The following is an 18,520-nucleotide window of genomic DNA, read 5'->3' as shown; positions in this document are numbered from 1 at the left end:
GGAGGTCTTTCATGGCTACGTATATCATTATTATTGCACTTATAGTGGGTATCTATTCTGGTGCCAGACGAGGATTAATTTTACAATTGGTCTACCTTTTAGGCTATGGTATTAGCTTTTATTTAGCAATTCGTTACTACCAAATCGTTGCAGGACACATTGAAATGTATGTTCCTTATCCTTCCTTCACACCAGGAACCCAATTTGTCTTATTTGACCAAATCCAAGCTTTAACTTTGGATAAAGCTTTTTACAGAGGTATCTCTTTCGTAGGGATATTATTTATCGGCTGGTTAGTGACACGAATTATTGGCTACCTACTAACGGAATTAAGCTATTTACCGGTGCTGAAACAATTTAATTCATTAGGAGGAGCTATTCTTGGTTTCGTGCTAAACTATGTGGGGATCTTTTTCCTACTTAGCATCCTAACCATGATTCCTTTCCAACAAGCCCAAGATGTTTTTGCTAACAATTCTTTGGCCTATGTGATTGTTGATAAAACACCTGTTTTAACGAAACAAGTCACCAAAATGTGGTTAGAGTCTACGACGCCAAGCACTGCTGACAATGCAAGTAGTGAAGCTGCTACATCATCACCTGCAACAGAAAGCAGCGCAAGTACAGAATCCACGAATCAATAAAGAAAAGAAATGGGTCTTAGACAGTTCAGTCTAGGCCTATTTTTAAATAAAAGAGGGAAAATATGAATCCAAAAATAGAAAAAATTATCGAATTTCATAAAATTCGCCAAAGTCTAGCTGGCTATGCCTCAACAGACCTAGGCAAACAAATGGCGCAAACCATTGCTGTTATGAATCAGCCGCAAAAAATACAAGAGTCCTTAGATGAAACCGGAGATGGGGTAGAACTTTATCGTTTAAAAAATGGCATTCCCATTCCACGCTTGAAAGATATATCTATGGCCATTAAACGACTTGAGTTAGAGGCAGTGCTAAACGGTCAGGAATTAAGTGGTATTTTAAGAACCCTAACGACAAGCAAACAAGTCAGTCAATTTTTTGATAAAGTTAGGGAAGAAGAGCTTGATCTTAAACGGCTCTATCCATTGGCGGATAAAATTGTTCATTTGCCAGAAATTACTAGAACCTTGCAAGATTCCATTTCAGAAGATGGGCGAGTTTTGGATGATGCATCACCAGCGCTCAAAGCTATTCGTCAAGGCATTAGCCGAGCTGAACAAGCCGTCAGAAGCCAATTAGAGTCTTATCTCAGTGGGAAATCAGCCAATTATCTTTCTGACAATTTGATCACTATTCGTAATGACCGTTATGTTGTGCCTGTCAAAGCTGAATACCGCAATGTTTTCGGAGGAATAGTGCATGACCAGAGTTCAACTGGCCAAACACTGTTTATGGAGCCACAAGCTGTCGTAACCTTAAACAACAAACTTAAGGAACTTCAAAGTCAAGAAAAAGCGGAAGTGGAACGCATTCTTTATGAATTATCTATGGAGCTAGTACCATATACGGAAGATTTACGTGAGAACCATTACCTATTAGGTTTGTTCGATTTGATAAATGCAAAAGCTATTTATGCCCACCATTTGAAAGCAACAAGACCGAGAGTGAATCTGGACAATCATATTGCTATCTGGCAGGGGAGACACCCTTTAATTGACCCAGATCGAGTAGTGGCTAATGATATTCTTATTGGTCAAGAGTACCAAGCAATCGTGATTACAGGACCAAACACGGGTGGGAAGACCATCCAGCTGAAAACCTTAGGAATGATACAATTAATGGCTCAAGCTGGTCTATATATCCCGGCTAATGAAAATAGTCAGGTCGGCATTTTTAACGAAATTTTTGCTGATATCGGTGACGAACAATCCATTGAACAAAACCTTTCCACGTTTTCATCGCATATGACAACCATTGTTCATATTTTAGACCAAATCGATGACAAAAGTTTAGTCTTGTTAGATGAGATTGGTTCAGGAACTGACCCACAAGAGGGAGCTTCTTTGGCTATTGCTATTCTGGACTACATTGGTTCTAAAAATAGCTTTGTTGTAGCGACGACTCACTACCCTGAACTAAAAGCATATGGCTACAATCGACCAGGAACCATCAATGCTAGCATGGAGTTTGATAGTGATTCCTTACAGCCAACCTATCGCTTATTGTTAGGAATTCCAGGACGATCTAATGCCTTCGATATCTCAAGTCGTCTGGGCTTACCAGACCAAGTTATTGAGCAGGCTCGCAGCTTCATTTCGCTAGAAAGCCAAGATTTGAACGAAATGATTTCTGATTTAGAACAAAAGAGAAGACTAGTTGAAAGAGAATCGATTGAATTGCAAGATAATCTAGAAGCCAGCCAAATCTTGTTGGATAATCTGCAAAAAGAGTATGCTGCCTACCAAACCAATAAGGAGCGTCTGATTGATTCTGCTAAAGAAAAAGCTAATGATTTGCTTGAAAAGACTCAGGTTGAAGCAGAAGCCATCTTGTCTAATATCAGGGACTTGCAGTTAAAAGGACAAGCCAATTTGATTAAAGAACATGAGATGATTGAACAAAGAGCTAATCTGTCGCAACTAAAACATGAACGAAGCTTGTCCAAAAACAAGGTCCTCAAACGCGAGAAAGTCAAGAAATCCTTAAAAGTAGGGCAAACGGTAGATGTTACGTCATTTGGACAAAAGGGTGTTCTTGTGGAAGAAGTTTCACCCAAAGAATGGGTAGTTCAGATGGGGATTATCAAAATGAAGATGAGCGTAGATGAGCTAGTTCCTCTAGAAGATGATAAGGACAAGAATCGGAAATCCCAAGTCATTCTAAGATCTGCCAATGCTAGTCATGTCTCGTCAGAATTAGATTTAAGGGGGCAACGTTACGAAAATGCCTTAAAAGAATTAGATCAATATTTGGATGCAGCTATTCTAGCAGGCTATCCACGAGTGACCATTATTCATGGTAAAGGCACTGGTGCTCTACAACAAGGGGTGCATAAGGCCTTGAAGAATCACCGTTCAGTGGCTAGCTTCGAATATGCGCCTATGAACACAGGTGGTACAGGAGCGACGATTGTCCTATTTAAGTAGAATTAAAGTTTTATCTAGCTCAAAATGGCTGTCAACTGATTTTTTGAAAAAAACCAGTTGACTTCTGGAGCTAGATGATATATGATTTATGAGTTGAGAAAACAAGCAGAAGCACCCGCTTCTCGCCTAAGTTGATTTTGTCCTTGGGCTAATAGAGAAATGTTCATTTATTTAAAACATTTACAGCGGGGTATGCAAATACTGCCGTTGTTTTTTATTGCTTTTTTCTCTCAAATAATTTGGAGGTGAACAATCATAGCAAAAGATATGATGGTTAATGATGGAATTCGAGCTCGTGAGTTGCGGGTCATTGATAACAATGGCGAACAATTAGGTGTTCAAACGAAACAAGATGCACTTCGTATTGCTGAACAAGCAGGCCAAGACTTAGTACTTGTCTCACCGAATGCAAAACCACCAGTTGCTCGAATTATGGACTATGGTAAATATCGCTTTGAACAACAGAAAAAAGAACGTGAAGCTCGTAAAAATCAAAAAGTCATCAATATCAAAGAAGTACGTCTAAGTCCTACAATTGATGAGAACGACTTTAATACAAAATTTAGAGCAGCACAAAAATTCCTTGAAAAAGGCGATAAAGTGAAAGCATCTATTCGTTTCAAAGGTCGTGCGATTACTCATAAAGAAATCGGACAAAAAGTTTTAGAGCGTCTGGCAGAAAACTTAGCAGAAGTTGCGACAGTTGAGCAAAAGCCTAAGATGGATGGACGTAGTATGTTCTTGATGTTAGCACCAAAATCTGAAAAGTAAAAAGTAACAGGAGGAAAGACTCATGCCAAAACAAAAAACACACCGTGGTTCAGCAAAACGTTTCAAACGTACTGGTGGCGGAGGATTAAAACGTTCTCAAGCTTTTACAAGCCATAGATTCCATGGAAAAACTAAGAAACAACGTCGTCACTTGCGTAAACAAACAATGGTTAGCGCTTCAGACATCAAACGTATCAGACAACAACTAAGCCAAATGCGCTAAACAAAGCAAGCACTATTTTATAGCAGTCGCAAGAGACTGAACTACCAAGGAGGAATTTACTATGCCACGTGTTAAAGGTGGAACCGTTACCCGTCGCCGTCGTAACCGTACGTTAAAATTAGCAAAAGGTTACTATGGAGCAAAATCAAAATTATTTAAAACAGCTAAACAAGCAGTCATGAAATCATACATGTACGCTTACCGTGACCGTCGTCAAAAGAAACGTGATTTCCGTAAATTATGGATCACACGTATCAACGCGGCAGCTCGTATCAACGGATTAAGCTACAGCAAATTAATGCACGGCTTAAACCTTGCAGGTATCGAAATGAACCGTAAGATGTTAGCTGACTTAGCAGTTACAGATGCAGACGCATTTGCAAAAATTGCTGACCAAGCTAAAGAAGCTTTAGCTAAATAATTATAAATGAGAAAAGCCTACTCGATGGAGTGGGCTTTTTTTGATGTTTCTTATAGAAACACTTCCCATAATGGGGCTGGGCAAAAAGTCTGTAATAAAATAAAAAAATTCTAAATCATAAAAGAGTTCCCCAGAAATTTATTCGAAACGGGAACGGTGGCACCGCCGTGAGCCAAGGTCTCACTGGCTTAGCTGTCTACGTGGCTGTAAATCGGATGAAGCCGAAACATCCACTGTGCGTCAGCTATGCTTTACACCGTTATTTCGAATAAATTTCTGGGGAACTCTTTTATTTGGTTACCATTTGGACTTTTTGCCCAGCCCCATGTCAATGGTGTCCCTGTATATATATCTTTCTCAGAATATAGTATAATGATAAAAGAATGGTTAGGATGTGAAACTATGGAAGATCAGTCGATAGAATTTGCGAAAGAAAATAAAAAACAATTTTTAGAGCGATTAGTCGAAGGGGTCACACCAGAAGAACCAGGAAAGAAGATCGCCGTATTTATGGCAGGAAGTCCTGGTGCAGGTAAAACAGAGGTTGCGATGGGTCTAGCAGAAATATTTAAGAATGTTGTTATTATTGATGCGGATGTTTTCCATTCCTGTTTCCCAGGCTATAATGGTCATAATTCAGATAAATTCCAAAAAGGTTTCTCACTCATAGCGTAGAGTTAGTTGTTGTAATGAAGGATTATCAAAATGTTATTTCAGACATTATTGACGGTGTCGAAAACATTGGATTAGTGATTTTAAATAAATATACAGCGGAAGAATTGGAGGAGAAGTTAAATGATTAAAAAAGAAGATGCGCTAAAAATTGCCGATAAATACGAAAGAAACTATGCAACCTTTCAAAAAAATGCTTCTCGAAAAGAATTTCGTATGGTGCTAAAATATGTGGCAGAAGAAGCAAATCGCAAGCAACGGAAGATAGCGGGACTGGATAAGTGATATACTATAGAAGTGAGGGAAGATGCATATACTGTTCAATAAATTAAAATTCTCCCCTAAGTGCCTCAATTTTTTAACCAACTTTCTTTAGTTTCGTTGACATTAAATAGTATCTTGTTTTCCTTTGACCAAGCTAAAGAAGCTTTAGCTAAATAATTATAAATGAGAAAAGCCTACTCGATGGAGTGGGCTTTTTCTATGATGCGTTGAAGGGGTTGGCTTAATATAGTTAGCCCTACACTCCACGCCAAGGCTTTCTACGTAGCCTTTATTGAACGCGGACCAGGAAAAAAGTACGATGGGATAGCAGCCAAGCTATTTGCGAAGGCAGCAAAAGAAAGCATGGAACGAGGGTATGAAGGAGTTGTATTTTTTGACACAAAGGGTTATAGTTTAAATAAGCACTATGCTAGGGTACTTAATGAAGAAATAATAAGTAGTTTTAGAATGGCAATTTTTGAGAGAGGAGCGGAGTTGCTTTATGACAGATTCTTCAAATAAATTAAATAGCTTGACTTGGGAAGGCTTAGTTTCTTTGGATGGAACTGAGCAATTTATAGGTGTGCCCCAGGGAGAAAAACCAGCCCCAGCTGAATTCCATTTTGGTAACCTCAGCAAATACCTTAAAAAAACTGATAAAAGTTTTAAGGATTTAACGGTTGAAGAATTAGACGAGTTTAGACTATATTATGACAAGTAATAAACACTTATTAGCCAGACAAGGTTAATCATAAATGAGAAAAGCCTACTCGATAGAGTGGGCTTTTTTGTTTGAACTGAGTGATAACATAAATAAATAATCAAAATAAAAACCTGAATAATATTTTTCCGCATTTCAAATTTGATACAATATAAGCAAGAGGTGAAAAAATGAAAGAAACATTATTAGAACGATTCATTCGATATGCAAAAATCAATACAAGAAGTGATATCAGGTCCAAAACTATCCCAACTACACAAGGACAGGTAGATTTTTTGAAAATGCTAGCTAAGGAATTAATTGAACTGGGTTTTGAGGAAGTGGCGTATGATCCTGAAGATGCATTTCTTAGAGCTAAACTATCTAGTAATCTTAAACAAGGGCAAGTCGTTGATCCGATTGGTTTTATCGCTCATGTGGACACGGCAGATTACAATTCAGAAGGAATCACCCCTATAGTGCATCCTCACTATGATGGGAAGGACATTCTACTAAATAAAGAAAAAAATATGGTGCTTTCAGTAAAAGAGTTCCCTAATCTGAAGAACTATCTTAATCAAACAGTGATTACAACGGATGGGACAACTTTGTTAGGAGCTGATGACAAGGCTGGTTTGGTTTCCATTATCCATGCTGGTATCCATTTAATAGAAAATGCTGCTATTGAGCATGGCGATATTTTCTTTGCTTTTGGACCAGATGAGGAGATTGGTTTGGGCGCACACCGTTTTAAAACAGAAAAGTTTCCAGCTAAGTTTGCTTATACCTTAGATAGTGGAACGGTTGGTCGTATAGAATACGAAACCTTCAATGCAGCTAGAGCCCAACTAACCTTTAAGGGAACCAGCGTGCATCCGGGAACGGCCAAGGGGATGATGGTTAATGCCTTGGCAGAGTCAGCTAAGTTTTTTGCCAGATTACCTCAAGACCAAGTTCCGGAGAAAACTAGCGGTTACCAAGGATTTTTCATGATTTCCAAACAAAGTGGTGATATCAATCAAGTGGAGGCAACCTATATTATTCGCGACCATTCAAAAGAGTCGTTTGAAGCTAGAAAAACTTATTTCCAAGAATTGGTCAACCAACAAAACCAAACCTATGATTACCCAAGAATTGACTGCCGTGTTTATGACGAATACTACAATATGTATGAAATCCTAAGAAATGATATGCAACCTGTTGACATTGCACTACAAGCCTATAAAAACTTAGCTATAGAGCCAAAAGTAGAACCATTTAGAGGTGGGACTGATGGGTGTATTATTACGTATAAAGGTATTCCAACCCCTAATCTTTTTACTGGAGCAGAAAATTTACACGGACCATATGAGTTTGTTAGTTTAGAAAGTATGGAGAAAGCGCGAGATATGGTACTAGAGATTATCAGCCTTGTAGCAGCATCAAAAAATTAATAAGTGAGACCACTAATCAAAAAGCAATAGTTTGATTGGTGGTCTTTTTTTATTTACCAATACAGTGTAAGTCCCACTATTTGTAGATAGTGCTTACAAAAGATGAACTCAAAAGTGATTGATTATGTAACCGGTTAACTCTACACTAGGTTTAGAAAGAAAATCATTCATCGCGCGAATGAAAGAAATGACATCATGGAGGTGAAATTTTGTTACGAGAACTCCTTTCAGTAGATATGATCCAACTGAATCAAAGGGCGGAGGATTGGCGACAAGCAATTCGGATTGCAGCCAAACCATTAGAGATATCTGGGAAGATAACACAGAAGTATACAGATAAGATTATCGAGATTGTAGATGAGATTGGTCCCTATATTGTGATTACGAAACATGTTGCTTTGCCACATGCACCTGTAACAGATGGTGCTTTAGCAATTGGGTTAAGCATTACAACTTTAGAAACACCAGTTGAGTTTGGTAGTTTGGAAAATGATCCCGTAAAGTTTCTATTTTGTATATCAGCTGTGGACAATAGTTCCCATTTAGAAATGCTAGCAGAATTAATCGTCCTATTGGAACAAGAAGACTTTTTAACTACTATGGCTTCTGCAAAAGATGAAGAACAAGTATTAAAGTATATTGAAGAAATTATAAAAGGAAATGAGGATAAGTAAATGTATAAAGCACTAGTTGCCTGTCGAGCAGGAGTAGGATCAAGTTTAATGTTAAAAATTAAAGTACAAGATGTTATCACAACAAATAATCTTCCCATTCAAGTGGAGCATTCATCTCTTGATGGGGTTCCAGGATTCCCTGGGCAACTCATTATTACTCTGGTGGATGTAGCAGATGAATTAAGAGAAAAAGGGGTTAAACAATCAGTTATTGGGGTTGTAAATATTATGGATAAAAAGGAAATCTTAGCGAAGTTGACTGAATTTTTAGAAAATCAAAAATAAAAAGAATGGGAAGGTAAATAATAATGGAATTTATCGTTAGTTTATTTAGTAATCCAGCTATTTTACTTGGGTTAGTAGCTTTTATTGGTTTAATTGCTCAGAAAAAAACCATGACGGAGGTTATGATTGGAACCTTTAAAACAATTATTGGATTTATCATCTTTGGCTTAGGTGCTGGTGCAATGTCAGGAGCACTACAAAAATTCAACACCTTGTTCCAAACGGGATTTCATATTACTGGAGTGGTAGCTTCTCCTGAGGCAGCGACGGCTCTTGCTCAAGACCAGTATGGCTTTATCGTTTCGTCCGTATTAATCTTAGGATTTATCATGAACTTAGTTTTTGCTAGAATCACACCGTTAAAAAATATCTTCTTCACTGGTGGACACAGCCTCTTCTTTGCCTGTGTTTTAGCCTTAATTATTAAATCATATGGCTATACAGATACAATAACCATCATCTTAGGTGGTACCTTGCTCGGATTCTTCTCGGCAGCTTTACCACAATTGTGTCAACCATTTATGCGTAAAATAACTGGAAGTGATGATGTCGCAATCGGGCACTTTAACATGATTGGGTATGCACTATCTGGTTATATTGGAAAATTATTCTCTAAGCATCAAGATAAGACAACTGAGGATATTAATTTTCCTAAATGGTTATCTTTCTTTAGAGATTTCTTAATGGGGATGGCTGTTATTATGTTGGTTCTCTTCTATGTTTCAGCATTAGCAGCAGGAAAAGAAGTGACACAAGAGTTAGCTGGAAGTACTCATTGGTTAGTATTCCCAATGATTCAAGCCTTTACGTTTACAGCCGGCATGTCAGTCTTAATGACAGGGGTTCGAATGTTCTTAGCAGAAATTACTACAGCTTTCGTTTCAATTTCTGAAAAATTCATTCCAAATTCACGACCAGCATTAGATGTTCCAACAGTCTTCCCATTTGCACCTACAGCTGTTATTGTTGGATTCCTTTCTTCTTATGCAGCTGGACTAATTGCTACCTTTATCATGGCAGCTTTGAAGTTTCCAGTCGTTATCATACCAGCGGCTCATATCGCCTTCTTCTCTGGTGGTACAGCAGGGGTCTTTGGAAATTCAACAGGTGGTTGGCGTGGAGCAGTAGTTGGTTCGTTCGTAGTTGGACTTTTACTTGCTTTCCTACCAGTAGTGTTGTATCCAGTCTATGCTGGCATGGGTATTGAAGGCTCAACTTTCCCTAACGTAGACTATAATGTTGTTGGTATGTTGCTCAATTGGATCTTAGGATTTGTTCGCTCAATCTTTGGATAAACAATAATAAATAAGTCCTTATGGCATATCGTATCTGATATTAAATAAGGACTTTCTTCTTATAAAATTAATTGAGGTGAAAGAAAAATGACCGATAAAAATGCATTAAAATCATTTTTAAATACGACCAATCAAGAGTTGGAGTATATTCTTGAAACTATTAAGGAAGACAATTTAGAAAGTGCTGCTCACTTAATTTTAGAATGTGAGAAGCACAATGGACGCATTCACATCACGGGAGTAGGTAAACCGGGACATGTGGCTGCCTATATTGCATCATTATTTTCGTCAACTGGAACACCAACCTATGAGTTGCATGCGACGGAAGCCATTCATGGTTCATCTGGTCAGGTAAAAGCAGGGGACGTTGTTATTGCTATTTCAAATAGTGGAACTACTAAAGAACTTTTATATACTTGTAAAACTTTAAAAACGAATGGAGCAAAAATTATTGCTGTAACAGGAAATGACCAATCCGAATTAGCAAAGCTAGCGGACGTTGTACTGGTTGCAAGTGTTACGAAAGAGGGAGATGAGCTGAATAAGCCACCAAGAAATTCTATCCTTGCAGAAGTAATAGTCTTGCAATCACTCAGTATTGTCTTACAGGATAAGAAAAAACTGGATATGAAGACTTATATTCAATGGCATCCAGGTGGTGCGATTGGAGAAACCAAACTATAAAGAAAAAGGTGAGCGTCATGTCGATAAGTAAAGGTATCATTACTGCGATGGTAACACCAATGGACAGTAATTATGAAATTGATTTTGCGAAAACTAAGGTTTTAGTTAACCATTTGATAGAGAAGGGGGTTAATGGATTATTTATCTTAGGGACTAATGGAGAGGCACATATGCTTAGTAACGAAGAGAAAGTTGCTTTTGCCAAATATGTTATCGATTTAGTAGATGAACGAGTTGATCTCTATGTTGGGGTAGGTGAAAATAGTACAAAATTAACTATTGAACTGGCTCAAAAAATGGAAAGCGTGGGCGCTAAGTACCTTTCTGTTATTACACCTTATTTTATTCCTCCTACACAAGAAGAATTGTTTCTGCATTATCAAAATCTTACCAAAGCTATTAGCATTCCAATTCTGTTATACAACATGCCTAGTAGGACAGGTATTAACATTGAATTTGATACACTGAAAAGATTAAGTCAAAATGAACAAGTAATTGGGATTAAGGATAGTAGTGGCAATAAAGAAAATCTATGGTCATATTTAAAAATAAAAGAGGAACGACCAGATTTTATGGTCTTTGCTGGTTCTGATTCCTTGGCGTTAGATTTGTTAGAAGCCGGGGGAGATGGTTCAGTAACAGCTATTTCTAACATTATGACGGATACTATGGTTAATATTTACAAATACTGGTTATTAAATGATCTAAAAACTGCTAGAGAAAATCAATTAGCCATTGAACCTTTTAGAAAGCTTCAACGTTTAGGCACAATTCCTTCTATTTTAAAAGAGACAGTCACGTTATCTGGAATTGATGTTGGTCCAGCTCGTTTACCAGTTCAAGCGCCAAAGGAAGATGTTCGTAATAAAATCAAAGAATTTTTAAAGTGAGAATTTTGACAAGGGAGGTTAAGCATGTACAAAGTAGAGATAACTGATAGAATTTATAGGACGGGTATCATGGCAATTGTCCGTGTAGAAACGAATGAACGGGCAGAGGAAATCGCAACGGCTTGTATAAATGGTGGAGTAGATGTTTTAGAAATTAGCTTTACCAACAATAACGCAAGTCAGGTAATTGCCTATTTGGATAAGACATTTGGAGATAATATTTTAGTCGGTGCTGGAACTGTTCTGGATAGTCAGACAGCTAGAATTGCTATTTTGGCTGGGGCTAAATTTATTATTGCACCGACATTTAATAGAGAAGTTGCAGTCATGTGTAATCGATATCAGATTCCTTATGCGCCGGGCTGTTCGACATATTCGGAGATGGTAGAGGCTCTTGAGTATGGAGCGGCATTTGTTAAAGTTTTTCCAGTGGCTAATTATTTTGGACCAGGTTTTGTGTCTGTCTTGAAAACACCACTACCAAACATGCCAATCTTATCTTCAGGTGGGGTGACCAAAGACAATGTTCATGAATGGTTTGTTCATCAAGTGGATTGTATAGGTGTGGGTTCCTTACTTACTAAAGGCAGTAAGGAAGAAATTGAAGAAAATGCTAGATTCTTATGTCAGGCTAGAGATCAGTATCGAAAATAGATAACAGAAGTAGAAGGGAGGATGAATAAGTTGCTAGAAGAACGTCTGATTCAAATAGTCAATACTATTATAAAATTCCCCTATGCTTCAAAAAATGAATTAATTTCATTATCTAACCTATCTAAAAGGCAAGTAGAATATGCCCTCGAAAAAATAAATGACTGGTTAAAAGAAAATTCATTGGATCCCATACGTTTTATAAATAACCATTTAAGTGTGAACCCTGAAACGCAAATCAGATTAATACATTTACTCAATGAAACACACCAAGGTGGTATAGAGCGATATTTACTCAATACCAATGAACGAATTAACTATTTGTGCTTACTTCTATTTTTAAACCAAGAATATATCTCAATGAATCATATGATTGAGCATTTACAAGTTGGAAAAACAACACTATCAAAAGATATTAAGTTGCTAGAGGAAGAGCTAGAAAAACAGGACATATCTCTTTTTTACACTAGAAAGCATGGTTATCGTTTGGATGGAGATGAATCGGCTATTCGGTCCATGTTGATGAGATTATTAATCGATTGTATTTCGATTGATGGAAACACTAGATTATTGGATAAATTTATTTTAGACAACCATCTCACAGATTTTGATATGGCTTACGCTAAGATCCGAATGGTTGCTGATCAATGCCAGATTCATTTTGTAGAAAATCGTCTTATCGAGTTTGTTTATTTGTTTATATTTCTTAAAGAAAGAAGGACTTCTAATGGGAGTCACCTAAAGTTGGGAATGGAACAAACAGAATTTGAAAATAGTAACGAGTGGAAATTTACCAAGATGCTTCTAGATGACTATAGTATCCATGATAAAGAGCTTCAGATATATGTGACTGCTTGGCTACTAGGAGCTTCTCTTGGAGATTTTTCTAATCAGACAGAAACGAATGAAAAGATTATTGAATTGGTCAAAGAAATATTAAACCGTTTTGAAGCAATTTCTGGGATTACATTTGAAAATAGAGAAACAGTTATTAAACAAATATTTCTGCATTTCAAGTCAGCATATTATCGTTTGAATTTTAGAATTCCAATTATTAATCCCTATACACAGCAAATAAAATCGGAATATTCTGATTTATTTTTATTAGTCAGTCAAACCTTAAAAGATTTTCGATATATCTTTAAAGGAGCAATTCCCGATGATGAAGTTGCCTATTTGACGATGCACTTTTCATCTTTGATTTCAAATTTTGAAAGTAGCCATAAATATGAATTTACTGCTAGCGTCATTTGTCCAAATGGTCTTGGGACATCTGTTATGTTGTATTCCCAACTTCAATCTTTATTTCCAAAAATAAAGTTTTTAGATCCTGTAGAAAGAATTCAATTGAATGATATCATTAATGACATTGATCTTATTTTTTCTACTACTACAAATTTTGATATCGGAAATAAAGAAATTCCTGTTTTTATCGTTAATCCTGTAATGACGAATAAAGAAAAATACCAGATTGTACAACGAGTAAATGCATTGAAAAGGCAAGAACAAAAACAATTACCAGATATTTCCAAGATCATGCAAATAGTTGAAAAATACATTGACCCCTCGATGATACCTTCAGTGGAAGAGGAGATAGTACATACCTTAATTTCCAACAAGAATCATAGAATCACAGATGAAACTAAGCCAAGACTACAGTCTCTAATAAAGCTAGACTATATTCAACTTGGTGTGAATGCAACAGATAAGTATGATGCTGTTAAAAAAGCCGCTAAACCATTATTAGCGGACGGTGTATTTTCAGAAAACTATTTAAATGCCATGTTGAAAAATATGGAAAACAGTTCGTATATGGTGATAGCCAAACATGTTGCCTTACCCCATGCTAGGATAGAGGATGGGGCTCAAAAAATTGGAATTGGTATTACCGTACTGAGTAATTATGTGCGATTTGACCATTATGAAAATGACCCTGTAAAATATATTTTTTGCCTAAGTGCGGTAGACAAAGAATCTCATTTGAATGCCTTATCAACTCTGGTAAACATCTTATCAGAACAGGAATTTTTTGACATGCTTTCGTATGCAACAGATCCAAAACTAGTGTTAAATTATATCAAACAATTCGAAGATGAAAAGACCATCTATGAGGAAAAGTACTCAAACAGTTAAAAAATCCAGTCCACAAATCTGTGAACTGGATTTTTTATATTTATGGGTTAGTTGTTGATGAACTTGATGATGAGGCAGAACTGCTTGCTGCACTTGAACTACTTGCAGCAGAACTACTTCTAGCTGCTGATTCAGCAGCTCTACGTTGCGCCTCAATAGCTTGTAGATAAGCATTCCAGTATAAGGCAACGTCAGATGAAGAGCCTCCTACAACGAAGTTATAGGTTGCAGCACGAGGACCGTTGTCTGTTTTGAACAAATCAGTACTAGTTGCGCCTCCGATAGATAAACTTTGACCACTTGGACCTGTTACAGAACCTGGCTTAGTACCCGTAGCTGCTACGACGCTATCATGGTAAACGGTATCTGGTTCAACGAAGTTAGCTCCGGTAAATAATTCGGATTTAGCATTGTAGATACTGTTCATAATATGGGTCCAGTTTCGCATACTTCTAGTGGTCGCAGGACCATAGCCATCAGAACCGATAATGGCATGACTAGAGTTATAGGCATTATCATAACCAATCCAAGACCCAAGTGTAACCTCAGGAGTGTATCCAACAAACCAGTTATCAATTTCAAATTCGGAGGTACCTGTTTTACCGGCTACATCTGTAGAGAAAACAAGATTTGAGCGAATCGCATAGGAGGTACTTTTAGTAATAACATCTCTTAAAATATCTGTTGTCATATAGGCAGTTGCTTCAGAGAAGACCTGAGTAGGGGTCAGTTCATGTTGGTAGATCACTTTTCCTTGGTGATCTTCAATCCGATCAATAAGGTAGGCTTCTTGATGGACGCCTTTATTAGCAAGTGTGGTGAAAGCACTAGTTTGTTCTGCAACAGAAGGTCCTGTAACAGTCCCCCCAATAGATAAGGCAACATTTCGATATTCAGACTCATCGATGCCTTTAATCCCCATCTTGCCTAGATATTCCCCAGCGATAATTCCTTGATCAAGCATAGCTTGGAAGATTTTAATAGTAGGATTGTTGTAAGAATAAGTTAGGGCATGTCTTGCCGTCATTAAACGGTTCGAAATCATATTTCCATAGTTGGTTGGCTCCCAATAGGTTCCATTTGGTTGCAACAGACTAATCTTAGTATCTGCTACCATAGAGGCTGGATAAAGGATATTGTTCTCAATGGCTGGAGCGTAAACCACTAATGGTTTAATGGTTGAACCTGGAGAACGGTGGGTTGAAAAGGCATGGTCAACTTGGTTCAATGAAAAATCACGTCCAGCGATGAAACCCAGTACTTTACCAGTGCTGTTTTCGATTAGGACGGCACCATTTTGCGCCATTTCTATGTTTTGTTTGGTTTCTCCACTTGTTTCGTCAACATAATCATCATAGTAGGTTGGTCCAATGTCTTCACCGTGGATGGCAACAGTTTCCTGCATGGCATCATAAATGGCTTTGTCAATGGTAGAGTGTACTTTGTATCCAGCAGTACTTAATTCTATTGACGCTTGATCATAATAGCGTTCAAAGAGTTCTTCGTCGACGACTAACTGGTCGTAGCTTAGATTTTTCTCTTTGGCATTTTTGGTCATGATAATCTTAATGGTTTCACGATTAATGGCTTGATAAATATAAGATTGAGTGCTCTTGGTTGCTTCCTCTGCTGGTAGGAAATCTTTGGTAATATCGTATGCTAGTGCAGCTTCATAATTAGCTTGATTAATTTTATTTTCACGGTACATACTATAAAGGACGGTTTTCATACGTTCAATACCAGCACTTACGTCTTCCTTAAGTGTAGCTTGGTTAGTATAAGGTGTGTAGACGATCGGATTTTGTGGCATCCCTACTAGGTAAGCTGCTTGTGGTAGGGTTAAGTCCTTAGCTGAAACGCCAAATACACCTTGAGCTGCTTCTTCGATACCTGAAATATTTAACCCATTATGATTTCGACCAAATGGTGACACATTCAGGTAGGCTTCAAGAATCTGATCCTTGGTAAAATATTTTTCTAAACGTAAGGCATAAAGAATTTCATTGGCTTTCCGTTTAAAGGTAACTTCGCTAGTTAGAATCTGCTGTTTAATCAACTGTTGAGTCAAAGTTGATCCACCTGAAGTTGCGCCATCAGATGAGCTTAAGATTTCTTGTAAAAGGGCCCGAACCAAAGCTTTTGGAACGACTCCGTTATGCTCGTAGAAATAACCATCTTCAGTAGCTATGATTCCATCTTTAGCAAATTGTGAAATTTGGTCTAGGCTTGTGATAATTCGCAATTCATCGGTACGAACATCAGACACTTTAGAGCCATCTGCATAATAAACTGTTGAAACTAGGTTCAGATTATTGATAGCGGTTTTCATTTGCTCTTGGGTCAAAGGGGTTTCATGTGCTGTTAGGCTAGCAAAGTAACCTAATCCAATTCCACCACCAAAGAGACCAAGTAATACGGCAGTTGCCAGTAAGACAAGAAAGATGTTCTTTATCACAGAGTAGACAATATTGAAAGAAAAACGGATGTTGCGAAAGATTGTACTGTTCCATATTTTCTTCCAAGATTCTTCCCATTGTGAAAACGGCTTATCTGGATTTGTTTGAGGCATTCTGTCAACTCTTTTCTATTCACTAGTTTTTTCTGTCTACATAAGTCATTATAAGCAAAATAATACTTCTACAGTATACCAAACAATCAAGGAATTGACTATATTTCTCTTTAAAGCAGCCTTTCTTTCATAAAAAAAGTACCACTTAAGAACAGAAGGCTATTGATTTTTCTCTTAAATTAAAGTTTATTTAATTCCTTGTAAATTGAGATAGAGATTTTGAGCATAACTATCCGTCATCCCTGAAATAAAATCAGTTGCCAATAACATCCGTAAGTAGAGCTTTTCAACAGGCGTTTTATGCTGAGAAAAGTAATGGTAGGAGGCTTTTTGGCTATCTGAAATTAATTTAATCAGTTTTTGGTCAACATAACTTAGGGTGGCACCCGTATCATATTTTATTAAAGGTGGGATAAACGTTTCTAAAAGAGAGGTTAGCGTTGTATAACCCGAGATTTCCAAACGCAATACATTTTTGTGGTCATAGATATAGTTTGTAGAAATTTCTCTTAGACAGTTATACAAATCAGCAGCCCAAGATTGGTAAAAGAGGTCTTCTTGGTAAGTTCCTTCCATAATATCTCCATAATGCTGAATAAAGGAATGTTGAGCAGATGAGGTTAGCTTATTTCGCAACTCAACAAAGAAGCGGTTAATACTAAAATCGTCACGGTAGCTATCGTCTAACAGTTGACGAATTTGAACAGAAAAGAGAGCTTTGTTCGTGTCTTCTGTTAGATTCTCCAAAAGTGCTTTTCGAACATCTGAGAATCTGAGGATACCCTTGTTAATGGCGTCTTCGATATCAGCGACTAGATAGGCAATATCATCTGCTGCTTCAAGAATAAAAGTTAGAGGATGTCGTACATTAACCGCGCCTGTCGCTTGGCTGATACGCTCATAAATATCACGTTCAGCATAAAAATAACCCATTTTCTTACTAGCAATATCCTTACCAGGTTCTTGGTCAGAAAGTCTTGTGTATTTGATGATAGAATTCATAGTGGCCATGGTTAGGTCCATACCATCGAAAACACCCTTGAATTCATGGAGCTTGGTGATGGTACGCAGGGTTTGTGCATTGCCATCAAAGTTGTAAAGGTCATGGATAAAAGGACTATCTAGGAGTTGCTTTGAGATGGGGTCATCTTTGGGTAAAAATTTTGGTAACCGTAGTTTAAACCATTGTCGGATGCTATCTTCCCCAAAATGACCATATGGAGGATTTCCAATATCATGAAGCAGACCAGCACATTCAATAATGCGAGCAATCTCATCGACGTGTTCCACCATTTCCAATTTACTTTGGGTTAAATGGCTATTAGCCTTAGTTGCCAACTCCTCTTCTAAACCAGCCACTATATCTTTCACCAGAGAGCGACCAATCATGGCAACCTCTAGTGAGTGAGTTAAGCGAGTATGAATAAAGTCATTCCGCTCTAAAGGAAAGACCTGAGTTTTATCTTGTAGCCTCCTAAATGCTGGACTTGTAATAATTCTTTTGTAATCATCGTCAAACTCATTGCGGTAAGGTCCAACCTTACCTGACAAACGCTGATTGGATAAAAGTTTCTTCCATTCCATAACCATCCCTCATTTCTAGCAATCTTATGAGACTATCATATCAAAATAGACTAGTAAAACACAAAAATAATGATATTCATCATTAGAATAAGATTAGAAAAAGCTTGACATTTAGTGAGTTCCATGTTAATTTATTTACAATATAAACAGAGGAGTGAATTGATGAAAATGCTTAAACAAGAAAACAAGCTAACTACTTCA

General features: G+C 37.4%; 18 protein-coding genes and 1 other annotated feature. Of the genes, 16 read left to right on the top strand and 2 right to left on the bottom strand.

All coding sequences use genetic code 11. From position 1 onward, the window contains the following. Positions 1–11 precede the first annotated feature (11 nt). The 16 genes from NPA36_RS01770 (at position 12) to NPA36_RS01695 (ending at position 14,166) form a co-directional block, all read left to right on the top strand. Positions 12–644 (top strand): CvpA family protein, encoded by a 633-nt coding sequence (locus tag NPA36_RS01770; protein WP_256944400.1) that lies wholly within the window; start codon positions 12–14, stop codon positions 642–644. A 62-nt stretch (positions 645–706) separates the two neighbouring features. Next, positions 707–3,070 carry an endonuclease MutS2 gene (locus tag NPA36_RS01765; protein ID WP_256944399.1) on the top strand — a complete coding sequence of 788 codons (2,364 nt, stop codon included), beginning with the start codon at positions 707–709 and terminating at the stop codon, positions 3,068–3,070. 97 nt (positions 3,071–3,167) lie between these two features. Next, positions 3,168–3,292, top strand: a sequence feature (ribosomal protein L20 leader region). 45 nt (positions 3,293–3,337) lie between these two features. Beyond that, complete coding sequence (infC, locus tag NPA36_RS01760) at positions 3,338–3,841, top strand: translation initiation factor IF-3 (RefSeq protein ID WP_256944398.1); 504 nt, start codon at positions 3,338–3,340, stop codon at positions 3,839–3,841. Between the two features lie 22 nt (positions 3,842–3,863). Further along, positions 3,864–4,064, top strand: a complete 201-nt coding sequence (gene rpmI / locus NPA36_RS01755) for a 50S ribosomal protein L35 (RefSeq protein WP_256944397.1) — start codon at positions 3,864–3,866, stop codon at positions 4,062–4,064. A gap of 61 nt (positions 4,065–4,125) precedes the next feature. After that, the gene (rplT, locus tag NPA36_RS01750; protein WP_256944396.1) at positions 4,126–4,485 is read left to right on the top strand and encodes a 50S ribosomal protein L20; all 360 of its coding nucleotides are present in this window, start codon (positions 4,126–4,128) and stop codon (positions 4,483–4,485) included. 402 nt (positions 4,486–4,887) lie between these two features. Then, on the top strand, positions 4,888–5,160 hold the full coding sequence (locus NPA36_RS01745) for a zeta toxin family protein (protein WP_256944395.1): 273 nt from the start codon (positions 4,888–4,890) through the stop codon (positions 5,158–5,160). A gap of 120 nt (positions 5,161–5,280) precedes the next feature. Beyond that, complete coding sequence (locus NPA36_RS01740) at positions 5,281–5,442, top strand: hypothetical protein (protein ID WP_256944394.1); 162 nt, start codon at positions 5,281–5,283, stop codon at positions 5,440–5,442. Between the two features lie 481 nt (positions 5,443–5,923). Beyond that, a complete protein-coding gene (locus NPA36_RS01735) occupies positions 5,924–6,142 on the top strand; it encodes a hypothetical protein (protein WP_256944393.1) in 219 nt (72 codons plus the stop codon). Positions 6,143–6,312: 170 nt separating this feature from the next. Further along, positions 6,313–7,554: a peptidase T gene (gene pepT / locus NPA36_RS01730; protein WP_256944392.1), complete on the top strand. Its 1,242-nt coding sequence runs from the start codon at positions 6,313–6,315 to the stop codon at positions 7,552–7,554. Between the two features lie 209 nt (positions 7,555–7,763). Continuing rightward, positions 7,764–8,228, top strand: coding sequence for a PTS sugar transporter subunit IIA (locus NPA36_RS01725; protein WP_256944391.1), 465 nt, complete (start codon positions 7,764–7,766; stop codon positions 8,226–8,228). Continuing rightward, positions 8,229–8,513, top strand: coding sequence for a PTS sugar transporter subunit IIB (locus tag NPA36_RS01720; RefSeq protein WP_256944390.1), 285 nt, complete (start codon positions 8,229–8,231; stop codon positions 8,511–8,513). Between the two features lie 23 nt (positions 8,514–8,536). Then, positions 8,537–9,808 (top strand): PTS ascorbate transporter subunit IIC, encoded by a 1,272-nt coding sequence (locus NPA36_RS01715; RefSeq protein WP_256944389.1) that lies wholly within the window; start codon positions 8,537–8,539, stop codon positions 9,806–9,808. Positions 9,809–9,895: 87 nt separating this feature from the next. Next, complete coding sequence (locus tag NPA36_RS01710) at positions 9,896–10,492, top strand: SIS domain-containing protein (RefSeq protein ID WP_256944388.1); 597 nt, start codon at positions 9,896–9,898, stop codon at positions 10,490–10,492. A gap of 17 nt (positions 10,493–10,509) precedes the next feature. Further along, positions 10,510–11,382 carry a 4-hydroxy-tetrahydrodipicolinate synthase gene (gene dapA, locus NPA36_RS01705; RefSeq protein ID WP_256944387.1) on the top strand — a complete coding sequence of 291 codons (873 nt, stop codon included), beginning with the start codon at positions 10,510–10,512 and terminating at the stop codon, positions 11,380–11,382. Positions 11,383–11,406: 24 nt separating this feature from the next. Continuing rightward, a complete protein-coding gene (locus NPA36_RS01700) occupies positions 11,407–12,036 on the top strand; it encodes a beta/alpha barrel domain-containing protein (RefSeq protein ID WP_256944386.1) in 630 nt (209 codons plus the stop codon). Between the two features lie 30 nt (positions 12,037–12,066). Further along, positions 12,067–14,166, top strand: a complete 2,100-nt coding sequence (locus NPA36_RS01695) for a BglG family transcription antiterminator (RefSeq protein WP_256944385.1) — start codon at positions 12,067–12,069, stop codon at positions 14,164–14,166. 40 nt (positions 14,167–14,206) lie between these two features. Here NPA36_RS01695 and NPA36_RS01690 read toward each other — a convergent pair whose 3' ends face one another. Together NPA36_RS01690 and NPA36_RS01685 are read right to left on the bottom strand one after the other, a co-directional pair. Continuing rightward, complete coding sequence (locus tag NPA36_RS01690) at positions 14,207–16,735, bottom strand: transglycosylase domain-containing protein (protein ID WP_256944384.1); 2,529 nt, start codon at positions 16,733–16,735, stop codon at positions 14,207–14,209. A gap of 186 nt (positions 16,736–16,921) precedes the next feature. Continuing rightward, positions 16,922–18,319: a deoxyguanosinetriphosphate triphosphohydrolase gene (locus tag NPA36_RS01685; RefSeq protein ID WP_256944383.1), complete on the bottom strand. Its 1,398-nt coding sequence runs from the start codon at positions 18,317–18,319 to the stop codon at positions 16,922–16,924. Between the last annotated feature and the right edge of the window lie 201 nt (positions 18,320–18,520).

Source organism: Granulicatella seriolae (genome assembly GCF_024543085.1).
GTDB lineage: Bacteria > Bacillota > Bacilli > Lactobacillales > Aerococcaceae > Granulicatella > Granulicatella seriolae.
Note: the sequence above shows the minus strand (reverse complement) of the source record. Positions and strands in the feature narration are given on the sequence as shown.